Raw genomic sequence first — 13,888 nt, 5'->3', positions numbered from 1 at the left:
CCTTCCATTCGCCAACTTAAATTACCAGCATTGTAATTAAAATCATTATCACAGCATGTGTTTTGCCTGCCGGTCTTTAAAAACGAAAAAAGGTGGAAAAATGAAATTGAAATATGACATGCGGGCTTTGGGTCTGCTTATGATAATGACATCATTCATCATTATTCCTGCCCATGCACTATCCCCGTTATGGATATCATCTCTTACGGGAACTGATCAAAATATTACAAGTTTTCAGGACACCGACAGCCATTTTCTTAATTATCTGGCAATTTCGGAGGACGGCAAAAACATTGTTACAGGAACATATGACGGCAGCATATATTTCATAAATGAAACGGGAGCAGTTTTATGGAACAAAACGGCTTTATACGACACTTCTTACACCAATAGTTTAAGACTTTCATCAAACGGAAACTATATTGCATTTTCAGATTCAGGTTCTGCTCCGGCATCCAATCCTCCAAAGAAAATCGGCCTTATGAATAAGGCGGGAGAAGCATTATGGAATTATTCGGCACGGACTTTTATTTTTCATTCGGCAATTTCATCAAACGGCTCACGCAGCGTGTTTGGATCACACGACAATATCTCGTGCTTCGATATAAACGGATCATTTTTATGGAATCATCCTGTCAAATCTCCGGTCACATCACTTGACATATCGGAGGACGGGGTTTATACCATCGCTGCAACAGAACAGGGACCAGTTGTCTGCCTGAATATAAGCGGTTCGGTATTATGGGAACACGAATTCTCAAACGTAAATGAGATGAAAATATCCGGTGACGGAAATTACATCTGCATCTCAGGGGATTCATTTAGAACACTGTATTATCTTGACAATAAAGGGGAAATACTTTGGAACAGGACAATGCCGGATACAGATGTGGTAATCTGTGAGTTGTCGCATAGTGGAGACAATATTGTTGTTAGAACAACAGGAGCGGTTTCCTGTTATGATCGGTACGGAAACCCGAAGTGGCAATATAATACGAGTTCCCGGCAGCCTCTGGTTCATACATTATCCCCCCAGATAATGTCACTCTCAAAAAACGGCTCTTATTCCGTTATTGCCACAGGGCAGTCATTTATCCTATTAAATAAGACAGGATATGAGACAGGCAATTTCTCCTGTGAAGATTCAATATCAGGTGTGGATATTTCATATGACGGCAGTGATATCGTGGCGATAAACAATAAGAAACTGTTCTTTTTTAGGAATCCGGATTCTGAACGGGGCACCCGTCCAGGGTTTATAAAAAATGAAATGCAGGATTTCCCGAAAATTCTTAAAATAGAGATTGATCCATTAAATCAGGAGTATTACGCAGGGGATATGTTAATTGTTTCAGGAAATACGACACTTGCAGAAGGGGAAGATATCAGGGTACTTTTTTATCGGAATGCCTTTGTTTCTGGAATGAAAATCAGGCCTGAAAAAACTTCAACAGAAGTGATGACAAAAGTTGTAACCAACAAATCAGGATTCAACAGATGGTCGGCTGCTATAAACACAACAGGATTTTGGGCCGGAGAAAATATTGTTGCCGCATACTGTAATAAGGACCCTGGTATAAATTCAGGTCAGAAGGTTGTATTAATCAGTAAAGAACAAAAAACAGCGTTGGAAATTGATGAGAAATGATGTTTTCAAACATCCTCTCATAATATATTCTGACAAAAGACTGTCTATTACAATACATCACTATGCTTTTGCGACATTTGACGGTTTCCTAACCCTTTTTCCCCACTGCCTTTTTGCTTCCTTCTAAATTAGGATCATTAGACCTGTTTGAAAAATTTATCCCCTTTTTATTACTCATAATTCATACACCCCCAAAACCTCATTCAATTCGCTCATTATATTCTCCAGATCGTCGACAAAAGCCCAAAATGTAGAGAGGCACCCACCCCGCATCAGCAGGCATACTGTCAATTTTTCCCCTGATTTACCCCGAGGTGTCATCAGCTACCGCTCTTTAGACATATTTTATCCGGCGGCTCCTTAAAAGAATATGTTTTAAATCAGGAATTTATTATAAAAACTTTAAACAGAAGAACTCTCAGGAATCTCACCTGTCACAACCACATTGCAAAGATAATAAAACTCGTCTTTTTTCAGATTGAATTCGGTTGTATTGTTTGCATTAAAATCATTTACAGCGTCGTTATAGACTTTGAAAAGGACAGTAACATTCTTTTTCCTCTCCTGTATCTCATCGATCATCCCCTCCATAAATATCAGTTCAGTCTCAGGACTCGACAAAATGCTCTCCTGGACTGGCACAGCCTCAACACTCATCCGCACCGGAGAAGGTCCCGTCTCCACAACAGGCTCACCAGAAGTGCATCCGGATACAAGTACAGCTCCGGCCAGTATACATATGGCCAGTGCTCCGGCAGTGATTCTCTTAGTATTCATAATTAATGGAATTTCCCTTAAATTTTCTCCGGACAATAAAGCCGGTGGCGAAAATCATTTTTTATCATTTGCAAAAACCGGATATAAATGATCCAAATCCCTGCAATTAGGTGATTGAACCGGACGGTTAAACAGACAACCTAAAAAACCGGTATAAGCATAAATTTTATTTATTCCGCCATAACAGTCAGGAAACTTTTCCTGCTTAGAAAACTCTCCTCTGACATCCGGCGGAACAAATACGTTTAGGTATTCTGTCGTCTTAATATTCAGGCTGCACCTGCCATTGCTATTGTTCCCAAAAGCACCATAAGTGCGATCATGTGAATAATTACTGCCGTTTTTAGCTCAATTTGTTTCATGATTATTTACTCCTGATTTTTTTTGGGAGACTACGAAAAGATCTGCCGGACCGGTTGGCCCCCGGGAAAAACTTTTTTTGCTTTTTTCTCCCCTGGCTTTTCCAGACATCAGAGAGTTTCGTGCTTCCCTAAATATAAATTTCAGACCACGGCGTTATATATGAATAGAATACCCGGGATTATGAGGTTTAATCTCCCGGTTAGACCATATATGCAAAAAAAACAGAACCTTTCTTAAAAGTCAGGTCCTTTAAATTCAGGCTTCAAAACAGAGGCGTCGGAGACAAATTTCATTCACGCCTGATAAAAAAATTTATTTGGTTTGTCGGGTTGGTTTGGACAAGATATTTTCTGACTGATCTTTCCTCTTTTAAAATTTCAAAAACGGAAAAAATACATCCTGCACAATTCCTCATATCAGGGAACATTAACCCCTGTCGATATTGGATTTATGCAAACTTCGAGTCGATCTTTTCTTTATTTTTTCCGTTTTTTTGGATATCAGAGGAGTATCCCGTTCATTTGTGGTTGTATATATTTTGCATTTGGCTTTCTGGTTGCCTTTTTTGTTAATTCTATTGGATTTTTGATCATACCAAATTGTTAACGAATAGATTCGTTCAGGTTTTCTTTTAAAATGATGGCCTTCTCTTTCAATACTAACACATCACCTCCGGTATTTCAAAACTTAATCGGGATGGCGCATCGGAAAAACCAATGGGAAAACTCTTTGTCCCCCTGGTTTCCTTACCACCCTGAATAATAGATTGTCAAAGGGTATAATAAATGAAACAAATGCATTTCATTCGTACATGTAACCGGCCGGTTATACACAACATTAAATTAATCAGACTATGAAAAATAAAAAAAATCAGGGAGGAACTCAGAAATGTCCCTGACTCTCATCAGGGATTTTGTCCTCAAGTGCCCTTAAATCCCTGAGCATATCCTCAACACTCTGGTAACGCATCGAAGGCTCCTTTTCAAGCATCCTCATAATGATGTCATCAAAAATGATATCCTCAGGCTTATTCTCTGAAGGCTTCATCGGGATTCTGTTCATTATTTCATCACTCATCTCACCGACACCGACACCAAAAAACGGCCTCATTCCGATAAGAAGTTCATAGAACAAAACACCGATCTGGTATATATCAGTCCTCTCATCCGGCTTTCCAAATTTTTTTGGTGCAATCTGCTCTGGTGCCGCATAATTCAGTGAAAAGCCGACAACAGTCGTCTCATGCCCGTCTCCCATAATCTTTCCAAGACCCCAGTCTGTAATCCTCGGAGTCCCGTCATCCGAAATGAGAATATTCTGCGGTTTTATGTCACGGTGGATTATGTGCCGGGAGTGTGCATAGGAAAGTCCCTCGGCAATACCCTCAATGATGGAAACCGCTTCCCTTTTTGAAAGAGGAAGCTCAACATCCGAAAGTGACTTTCTCACAAACTCCATCTCGACAAAAGGCACAGGAAGAATGTTCACCGAGTAAAGCTTCACTATATTCGGGTGATCGAGATCCTCCCATATCCTCATCTCCTTCATAAAAAGACGGCCTGTTGTTTCATCAAAGCTTATCGGAACCTTCACTGCAACGATCTGCCCGTCAGTCCTCCTGACAGCCTTAAAGACTCTTGCAATCCCCCCCTTTCCGACAAACTCCACATGATCATACCTCTCCTTTAACGAAGCCGGGAAATACGAACTTCCAAGCGAAGAGTTCATGATATCCTCCTCTCCCGGAAATACCTGCGTTGAATCCGGATCACGTGAGGGAATCCAGGTGGTGTCACGGATTATCCGCTTTTTGTCCTTCTTCCATCCCATGAAACTGTCCCTGAAAAGATGCCTGAAGACAAACGGTATAAGCCCTGAAAGAATCAGAACAGACGGGTATACAAGCATTATTACAGGATCAAACCCTGCTCCCCCGGCCATGTATATAAAGATGAAAAGCAGGGCGGAGATTACTGCCAGATATCCGTGGATTGCATTAAGAAGAACAGGAACCTTTGATTTCGCAAACCCAATCCCAAGAAATAACGAGGAAGACACAAGATATGTCGTCATGAAAACAAACATGAGCTGAATTATCATGAGATCCTGCGATAAGAACAGGAAGGGAAAGGAGACATATGAGATAACCGCGTACAAAAGCGCCACGGCAAGCAGGGAATAACCTGCGGTAAAGAAGAATATCTCACTTTTACGGGTACGTCTTACTGAATGAAGCGAACCTGTGCCGCCAACAAGCACCAGAAGACCGGCAGAGACGGTTGAGATCAGAAACATCACAAATATTATCTCAAACGGGGACTGTCCAAGCCACCACGCACCCTCCGGATTTATGTCACCCCTTATAAAAGCATAGCCGCCGGTTATATTTTGAGAATATATCTCACCGGTTTTAAAATCAAACACCGGGATGTACATCGAGTTATGCTCGACCAGGGGATATTTGTCAATAAGGTACCCTGTTGTAAGCACCATATTATCCCAGTAGATACTTCCCGATGAAATAGTATTCAGATAATTTTTGTCCCTAAAAAGCTGATTTGAGGTCAGATTATTCTGACCAGAGGTCTGATAAGGATCATAAGGGATATCGCCGATCCCGTTTCCGTCATTATCAATACCGACATAATCATTCCAGTAGTTTCCAAGACCTGAAGTATAATTCATACCCCCGTAATAATATTCAGACATCCGGGTAGACCAGATGACAGACGGCGAAAGCGACTTGGCATTGATTATGTTCTCAAAATTGTTCAGATAAACTTCAATATTTTCGGATTTGTCTATGTAAAGGCGGACCCTGTGCCCTCTTATAGTGTTCTGTGTAAGAACTGTTCCAGATGACGAATAAACCGTTATTCCTACAGGTGTCTTTGTAATATCATTTTTTATTATAAGATTATCATTGGAATTTACCAGAATTGCACTGTCCGAATCCCCGGATATGCTGAACCCCTCAATAACTATATTGTTGGCGTTCAGTGTCAGTCCCGCGACACCGGCCATAGTATCAATACGAGGCATTCCCCCGCCTGAATCAATACCTATAAGCTGGACGGGTTTATTTATTGCAAAATTCCCATCGTAACTGCCGCTGCCTACAAAAATGGTGTCCCCGGGGGATGCACTATTCAGGGCATCACCTATGGTCAGATAATGATTGTCTCCAATACTTATCTCTCCGGCAGCGGCTGGAAGTATGAAGATTGAAAATAATACGAGTGAAAGTACAATGAACGGGAAAAACCCTGAAACATGTCTTTTATTCTCATTCAGAGAATTCCTGAATCCTTCACCCATAATAAATACCTGTCAGCCCGGTTTCCTGCCTTAATGTTATATTCCTGATATTTTCTGCTGCAAACAATTTATCCGGCAGAAATGTTATCCAAAACGCCGGATACTTCCGTACAGACCTCAGGTCATATTGAAGATTAACCTTGCACCCTTTGCACCGCGTGCCAGATCAAGCATATCCCCGTTATTAACCGGAACTTCCTTTCCGGGAGGAATCTGCCTGTTGTTGATAAACGTACCGCCGGTGCTTTTGCAGTCTTCATAATACCACTGCCCATTTCTAAGGACAAACCTGCCGTGAGGTTTTGAGACCCTTGTTACCGCCTCATAACCGGCCGAAAGAACAATGGCATACTCTGATGCAGCATATTCAGGGGACGATAGATCCTCACGTCCGATCCTGACTTCATCTTTTTTGAGCGGATATGCCTTCCCGTCCTCATCACCGCCGAGGATGACAATAACAGGTATATCAGAGCCGTACTCCGATGCGAGAAGCCCGTTCACCTCATCGATCTTTGAACGGAGTTCTTCTTCCCCGATTCTTACATCGATGTTGCTGAATATGCTTAAGTTTCGGATTATGCTCTCCATTCCGCCGGAGATCATCGAGTACTTCCATACCGGAAGGCTGCCCTTTGATGTCTGCCTCCCCATTCCTGCCTCTTTCTTGACAATTCCCGTCTTTAAAAGCTTGTCAAGGTGTTTTTTTGTGTTCTCGTAACTCGTGTCAATCTCCCTTGCAATCTCACGGACTTCTTTTGGATGGTGCTCAATAAGTTTGAGTATCCTAAGCCTGGTAGAGTTTGAGAGAACGTTTAGGTATTCAGACAAATCTTCATAAAAATCTGGATCACTTGAGATAGCAATCGTATTTTCACTAATATCCTCATTCATATTCATATCATCTCCGGATTTTTCATAAATCTTTAAGTTTAATTTTTCTGCTTACGGGTTTTCCGCTTCAGACAAACGGAAAACTTCCAATTGGTTATACATTCGTTAATCTTTTTAAAACTCATCCGACAATCATTACAACTACTGTAATATTGTCATCAGAAGTATCAAGAGCGGCCTTTACGAGATTTTTTGCAGATTCATTCGCACTTTTCCCGGAATTGAGGCATTTTGCAATCAGACCGCTGTCAAGGTAATCATGCAGGCCGTCGCTTGAAAGCATGATCCTGTCGTTTTCTGAGAGGTGAACAGAGAAGACATCCACTGCAAAATCACCCCCGAGAGAATGGTTGATCACATGCTTCATCGGGTGAAACCTTGCAGAACCGGCATCAACAAGGCCCCTTCTGACAAGATCCTGCACAAGCGAATGATCAACGGTTATCTGTTCAAGCAGATCACCGCTCATTTTGTAAAAACGCGAATCGCCAGTATTTGCAACGATTGCAAAACCGTCCTCCACGTAAGCCGCAACGAGCGTCGTCCCCATACCAAGACGATCACCTTCTGCCTCATCCATGATACGGGCGTCAGCCTCCTTAAATGCGGATTTGAGAATCGCCGTTTTTTCAGTTTCACTCATCCCGTCCCGGTAGCTTTCGCAAAAGACTCTCCGAAGGACTTCAACAGCCATTTTGGACGCAACATCACCAGCAGCATGCCCGCCCAGGCCGTCTGCAACCGCAAGAAGGATGCCGTTTCCCACAGGTACCGCAAGATAACAGTCTTCATTGTAGACTCTTTTTCCGGCAACCGATAATCCGCTGTAATCCATATATGTTAGTCCGTTTACACAAACTGCCGGCCCTGAATTTACCGTAAAGTAATGTCAGCATGGTTTGTGATATAATGCTGTCAGTTTTTGCTTTGAATTATATATTAATATTCACTATACGTGTGTTACGGACATGTAACCGGAAAGTTATACACATCCGTAAAAATCATGGGGATTTTTAAAAATGCCGGCCGGCCACTCCAAAATTATCATGAACCTATTTTATGTTAATACCTGCAAAAGTCTATAATGATGATGAAATCAAAGGGAGCAGTAATTATTGCGGTCTGTCTTTTTTTTGCCGCAATACTGGTTTCAGGATGCACACAGGCTGGAAACTCTGAGAGTCAGACTGATGCACTTGTAAACAGTCTCTTCTCGGAAGATACGGATAAAATTAAGGAATCGGTGGAAAAACTGATTGAAACAGGAGAACCTGCCGTAGAACCGCTTACAAAAGTTTTTGAAAAAGGCGACAGGGAAGCATCCATGTGGGCGGCGGTTGCACTCTGCAAAATCGGAGAACCGGCAATCGAACCTGTGGTAAAACTTCTCAGAAACTCAAATGAGGAGGTCAGGGAGTGGGCAGGCAACACACTGGCATGCATCGGCAAAGACGCTGTTCCGGCACTTATTGAAGAGGTCAAAACAGGAACTCCAAATTCAAAGGAAGCGGCATCAATTACAATAATCAAGATAGGTGAGCCGGCACTACCGTTCCTCGGAGTTGAACTCAATGCAGGGGATGCCAAATCAGCACCTGAAATCGATGCAATAATCAGATCAATCTATGCAACAAAGGGCCTTTTGGAAAGACTTGATACAGAGAATACACCGGCCAAAAACGAATCTAAAGCCACCGGGGACAACGAGTCAGGAACAGCCTGATAAAATCCCCGTAATTTACGTATAATTTTTATGAAGCTTACAGTACTTGTGGATAACAACACAATAACCGACAGTTATTACAAAGGAGAACCTGCCCTCTCATACCATATCGAAGACGGCGGCAAACAGATTTTATTTGACACCGGTTACTCCGGCATCTTTATTGAAAACGCTGAAAAATCCGGCATAAACCTTCTGATGACCGACTACATAGTGCTCTCGCATGCACACATTGATCACACAGGCGGACTCCCGGCTCTCATGCACTATCATGAAGCCGCGGAAAATTCAGGTGCAGAGAGAAAAAGGCCGGTATTAATTGCACACCCCGATATTTTCAGAACCATTGAGGCTGAAGGGTTTGGAAACATCGGGATGCCGGTTTCAAAAGAGGAAGTCGAAAATTTTGCAGACATAATCCTGACAAATTCCCCCTTTAAAATAACAGAGAGGAGTACATACCTCGGCGAAACAGAAACCCTGTTTGACTTTGAATCATCACAGCCGACAGGTTTTATACCAGACGGGGAAAGAGACAGGATGAAACCCGACCCGGTTAAAGACGATTCTGCAATTGTGTATTCAGGCAAAGACGGAATTTTCATAATCACCGGATGCTCACATCACGGAATATGTTCGGTCGTTGAGAAGGCAAAACAGGTATGCCCAGCAGACAAAGTGACCGGAGTCATTGGCGGATTTCATCTGCTAAACGAAACGGAGGAAAGACTGAACAAAACGGCAGAATATCTCTCTCTAAATATCAGTGGATGCATTTTTCCGGCACACTGCACAGACCTCGCCGCCAAAACCGCGATTTTACAAAAGAACAAAGTGCGGGAAACAGGCTCGGGATGCAGTTACAAATTACTATAAAAAAATACTATAAAAAATCTCCACATTTTGCATCTGAGATTGCGCCAAAATTATTTCAATGGTTTTTTCATGAATCCCCAATTCTTTTGAACCCCGTATATTACCCTGATTTATCTGATCAGTCCGTTTATAACTTCGATTTTTTTTGAAGTCAGGGATGAATTTATAATTAAATATATCATATGATTATTCAGTGAGGAGCATGACAGAAAAAATCAGAACAGGAACCGCAAAAAAATCCCTTGCAATTGCGGTCTTCCTGATAGCAATAGCAGTTATGGCAACAATGTTTGCCGGATGCACAGGCCAGGACAATCAAAATCCTGCAACCCCGACAGAAGATACGGAAAAAATCGTAAAAACCGGAACAGTCACATACATAGATCTCGAAGGCGGGTTCTACGGAATCATCGCAGATGACGGCACAAAGTACCTGCCCCTAAACCTCGACGATTATTTCAAAAAAGACAACCTGACAGTTAAATTCACTGCAACAGAAAAGAAGGACACAATGACAGTCCAGCAGTGGGGAACACCTGTTGAGATAGAAGAAATGGAGATATCCGATGTCTCATACACTCACGGAGGCATGATCGGAATGGCAAATCCGTCAGCTGTATGGTGCGACGAGCAGGGATACGAATACAAAATAGTCAAGGACACAAAAGGCAGCGAATACGGAATTGCAGTGCTCCCTGACGGAACAGAAGTAATTGCATGGGATCTGTACTACAAGGCAAACGGACAGGAAACAGTAGTAAACAAGCCCGTTTACAATGAAAAAGGCGAGATTACAGGAAAAGAGCCGGTTGAAGTAAACCCTGAATATTACACAAAATCACAGATCTCCGGAATGGCAAACCCCTCAGCTGTATGGTGTGAAGAGCAGGGATACGAATACAAAATAGTCAAGGACACAAAAGGCAGCGAATACGGAATTGCAGTACTCCCTGACGGAACAGAAGTAATTGCATGGGACCTGTACTACAAGGCAAACGGACAGGAAACAGTAGTAAACAAGCCCGTTTACAATGAAAAAGGCGAAATCACAGGAACAGAGCCTGTAGAAAAAGAACTTGCACTCTGAAAAATATGAGTTGAAAGGTGAAGATAAAAATTTCTTCACCCTTTATCTAATTTTAAAAAAATTAAGGACTTATTTTCCCTTTTTCTTCTGATCCTTTTTCCTGTATCCTTCAAGAATCAGTGAGTTAATATTCCGGACAGGCCTGTCCGTGCATGACTGGATGTGGTATTCACAAAACGGACACGATGTGACGACAACATCACAGCCTGTCTTTACAATCTCGTTGTGACGCTCACGTCCAAGTGAAGCCGCCTCTTCGGGATAGCCCGCCCTGACACCGCCGCCGGAACCGCAGCATTTGTTTGGCATCTCAATAAATTCGGATGCAAAAAGGCTGATCAGCTTTCTTGGCTCCTCGCTTATACCCTGACCGCGAATAAGATGACACGGGTCATGGTAGGTTACCTTCAGGTCAAGTTTTTCAGGCTCCTCTATACCGTATTTCAGCAAAACCTCATTGATGTCAAGAACCTCAAAGGGTTTATCCATATAATCGTTCTTAAGAGTCGAACCGCATCCCGCACACATGGTCATGACGGTTTTTATGCCACGCTCGCGGAAGCATTCTATGTTCTTTTTCATAAGTTCCGGGACAATTTTTGTATTTCCGGTTCTGATAAGAGGTGAACCACAGCAGACCTGCTTTTTTGGAATGATAACACGTATGCCGTTTCTTTTTAACACCTCTATCGTATCAAGGGCGGTCTGAACAACCCTCATGTTGTACATACAGCCAACAAAAAAGCCGATTTCAGCCTTTACCTCGCCGTATGGCTCGATAATTTCCGGCACCTGCTCCATAAAGGTGTCACCGCTGCGCTCAACACTCCTTCCGGTAGTCTCGACAAGCTCCGCAACCTCACGGTGCCTTTTAAGATACAGACCCTCATGTGCCGCAAGTTCACGGAGTTTTTCAATCGCCTTGCCGGGGATGCTTATCTTTTTCGGACATACATCGGCACATGCCTGACAGCTTGTGCACTTGAAAAGACCTTCCTCCTCAACGCAGACTTTCAGCCTGTCATCCGCATTTCTCGGATCAAGTGCAAGCCTCATCTCCTGCCTCATAGTCAGCGGTCCGTCAAACTCGGCAACGTCCATCGCGGGACAGACAGATACACAGCAGAGACACTCGATACAGTCCCTTAATTCCCGAATTTTGTCAACATCCCCGCGGGAAGGAAGAACGGTGCATTCGGACGGAACAAGGCCCGGCATCTCACGGAGAAATGTTGTCAGATCAACCACAAGATCCTTTATTACGGGAAGATCAAGGGGTTCTATCGTCATGCCTGACACAGCCTCTGTCATGCACGCAAGCCCCGGCCTTCCGTTTATACGGACGGCACAGCTCCCGCACTGCCCTGCACTGCAGCAGTATCTTATTGAAAGTGTTGGATCGATTTTATCCCGGACTGCCTTTAAAACATCAAGAACCATCGCACCCTCGTGAACAGGGACAGTGTATTCAACAGTCCTGGGTTTTAGGTTCCTGCACGGATCAAATCTATAGATATTGAATGTGATCTCTTTTGTCCTGTTTTCTTCAGACATTAAGCCGCCTCCCTCTTTTCAACTCCCGACCCTTTCAGCGACTGAAAGGTATGTCCGTACGGTGATTTTTCCGGTTTCCATTCTGTCGGAACGTCCTTTCTTAAATGGGCTCCGCGGGACTCCTTCCTGATAAGGGCGCTTTCAACGACCATTGCCGCAACCGTTAGCATATCCTCAAGAATACAGCATTCAGCGTAGTTCTGGGGAGTGACAGCCTTTGGTTTTAAAGTCCTCAGAGCATCTATCTCTGATTTGGCATTTTGAAGCCCTTCTTTTGTACGGAAGATGCCGGCACCCTTCCACATTACCTTCCTGAGTGCATGCCTTATCTCTGCGGGGTTCACATCACCTTCGGCGAACCTCTTCAGCCTCTCTCTTTGTGCCTTTATCTGCTCTGTATCAATGACTATGTCACGATTCACGGTCTTTCCGGCAGATTCTCCCGCACGCTTCCCAAATACCTGGGTATCTGCAAGCGAATTGCCACCGAGCCTGTTTGCCCCGTGAATACCTCCTGTCACCTCACCGCAGGCGTAGAGTCCTTTCTTTGTTGTCATACAGTCAGGTGTAATCCTCAGACCACCCATCATATGATGGGCTGTTGGTGCAACCTCCATCGGCTCTTTTCTGATATCGACACCGTAGTTCAAAAACTGCTCAAGCATAACAGGAAGCCGCTTTTCAATCTCTTCAGGCAAAAGATGCGTCACATCCAGAAAGACACCCCCGTTTTTTGTCCCTTTGCCTTCAAGGATTTCGGTGGCAATAGAGCGTGCGACAACATCACGGGTTGAAAGCTCCATCCTTTCAGGATCATACTTCTCCATGAAGCGCTCTCCTTTGGAATTTTTCAAAAGCCCTCCTTCGCCTCTTACAGCCTCTGTAATCAGCCTTCCCCTTGCATCATACGGATAAACGGCACCTGTCGGGTGAAACTGAACCATCTCCATATCAATAAGCTCTGCTCCGGCACGGTATGAAAATGCATAGCCCTGCCCGTTTCCCGTCGCACAGTTTGTGCAGACATCGTAAATCTGACCAAGCCCCCCTGTTGCAACAACAGTCGCATCAGCACGGAATACAATCATTCCGCCCCTTCTGTCAAGACCGATTGCACCTGAAACAATATCGCCGTCTTTTAAAAGATCGATAATTGTTACCTCCTGGACCAGCTCAACATCGCTTACCCTGAGCTGCTCTATTAAAGTCATCATCATCTCGTGGCCCGTGCGGTCTCCCGCATAGCAGGTGCGTGGGAATTTCTGTCCCCCAAACGGTCTCTGCGCAAGCTCCCTTTCAGCTGTCACATCAAAAACCGCGCCCCAGTTTACGAGATCGCTCATACGCTCAGGCGACTCTTCAACGAGAATTTTTACAAGTTCAGGGTCATTTAGGTAAGCACCGCCTTTGAGCGTGTCCCCTTCATGTAAATTGCAGGAATCCTCGCTGTTTATTACGGCATTGTACCCGCCTTCCGCCATAGGTGTGCATCCGCCCTTTCCTGTAATCGATCTTGAAACAAGTATGGTGTGCCCATACTTAGAGGCCTCAATTGCGGCGCGTGCCCCCGCACCTCCGCTTCCGATAACAAGAACGTGGCAGTCAACCACATTGTCTGTATGCATGTCAATAATCGTTTAGGCATTCG

10 protein-coding genes are annotated in these 13,888 nt (G+C 43.8%); 4 read left to right on the top strand and 6 right to left on the bottom strand.

The window, feature by feature from the left end:
* The first annotated feature begins 100 nt into the window (after positions 1 to 100).
* On the top strand, positions 101 to 1,648 hold the full coding sequence (locus tag F1737_RS00265) for a WD40 repeat domain-containing protein (protein WP_317136785.1): 1,548 nt from the start codon (positions 101 to 103) through the stop codon (positions 1,646 to 1,648).
* A gap of 402 nt (positions 1,649 to 2,050) precedes the next feature.
* On the opposite strand, the gene F1737_RS00260 is transcribed toward F1737_RS00265, so the two are convergent.
* The 4 genes from F1737_RS00260 to F1737_RS00245 form a co-directional block, all read right to left on the bottom strand.
* Complete coding sequence (locus F1737_RS00260) at positions 2,051 to 2,425, bottom strand: hypothetical protein (protein ID WP_317136784.1); 375 nt, start codon at positions 2,423 to 2,425, stop codon at positions 2,051 to 2,053.
* Between the two features lie 1,245 nt (positions 2,426 to 3,670).
* Positions 3,671 to 6,106 (bottom strand): protein kinase domain-containing protein, encoded by a 2,436-nt coding sequence (locus F1737_RS00255; RefSeq protein WP_317136783.1) that lies wholly within the window; start codon positions 6,104 to 6,106, stop codon positions 3,671 to 3,673.
* Positions 6,107 to 6,223: 117 nt separating this feature from the next.
* The gene (locus F1737_RS00250) at positions 6,224 to 7,006 is read right to left on the bottom strand and encodes an FHA domain-containing protein (RefSeq protein WP_317136782.1); all 783 of its coding nucleotides are present in this window, start codon (positions 7,004 to 7,006) and stop codon (positions 6,224 to 6,226) included.
* 115 nt (positions 7,007 to 7,121) lie between these two features.
* Complete coding sequence (locus F1737_RS00245) at positions 7,122 to 7,835, bottom strand: PP2C family protein-serine/threonine phosphatase (protein WP_317136781.1); 714 nt, start codon at positions 7,833 to 7,835, stop codon at positions 7,122 to 7,124.
* A 249-nt stretch (positions 7,836 to 8,084) separates the two neighbouring features.
* On the opposite strand from F1737_RS00245, the gene F1737_RS00240 reads away from it, so the two are divergent.
* The 3 genes from F1737_RS00240 (at position 8,085) to F1737_RS00230 (ending at position 10,686) form a co-directional block, all read left to right on the top strand.
* A complete protein-coding gene (locus F1737_RS00240) occupies positions 8,085 to 8,723 on the top strand; it encodes a HEAT repeat domain-containing protein (protein WP_317136780.1) in 639 nt (212 codons plus the stop codon).
* Positions 8,724 to 8,753: 30 nt separating this feature from the next.
* The gene (locus tag F1737_RS00235; protein ID WP_317136779.1) at positions 8,754 to 9,599 is read left to right on the top strand and encodes an MBL fold metallo-hydrolase; all 846 of its coding nucleotides are present in this window, start codon (positions 8,754 to 8,756) and stop codon (positions 9,597 to 9,599) included.
* A 202-nt stretch (positions 9,600 to 9,801) separates the two neighbouring features.
* Positions 9,802 to 10,686: a putative hemolysin gene (locus F1737_RS00230; protein WP_317136778.1), complete on the top strand. Its 885-nt coding sequence runs from the start codon at positions 9,802 to 9,804 to the stop codon at positions 10,684 to 10,686.
* A 69-nt stretch (positions 10,687 to 10,755) separates the two neighbouring features.
* On the opposite strand, the gene tfrB is transcribed toward F1737_RS00230, so the two are convergent.
* Both tfrB and tfrA read right to left on the bottom strand, forming a co-directional pair.
* On the bottom strand, positions 10,756 to 12,240 hold the full coding sequence (tfrB, locus tag F1737_RS00225; protein ID WP_317136777.1) for a fumarate reductase (CoM/CoB) subunit TfrB: 1,485 nt from the start codon (positions 12,238 to 12,240) through the stop codon (positions 10,756 to 10,758).
* The gene (gene tfrA, locus F1737_RS00220) at positions 12,240 to 13,865 is read right to left on the bottom strand and encodes a fumarate reductase (CoM/CoB) subunit TfrA (protein ID WP_317136776.1); all 1,626 of its coding nucleotides are present in this window, start codon (positions 13,863 to 13,865) and stop codon (positions 12,240 to 12,242) included. Before tfrA ends, tfrB begins: the two co-directional genes overlap by 1 nt.
* Positions 13,866 to 13,888 lie beyond the last annotated feature (23 nt).

The sequence above is a fragment of the Methanoplanus sp. FWC-SCC4 genome (assembly GCF_032878975.1).
Lineage (GTDB): Archaea > Halobacteriota > Methanomicrobia > Methanomicrobiales > Methanomicrobiaceae > Methanochimaera > Methanochimaera problematica.
This window is presented reverse-complemented; position numbering and strand designations above follow the sequence as displayed.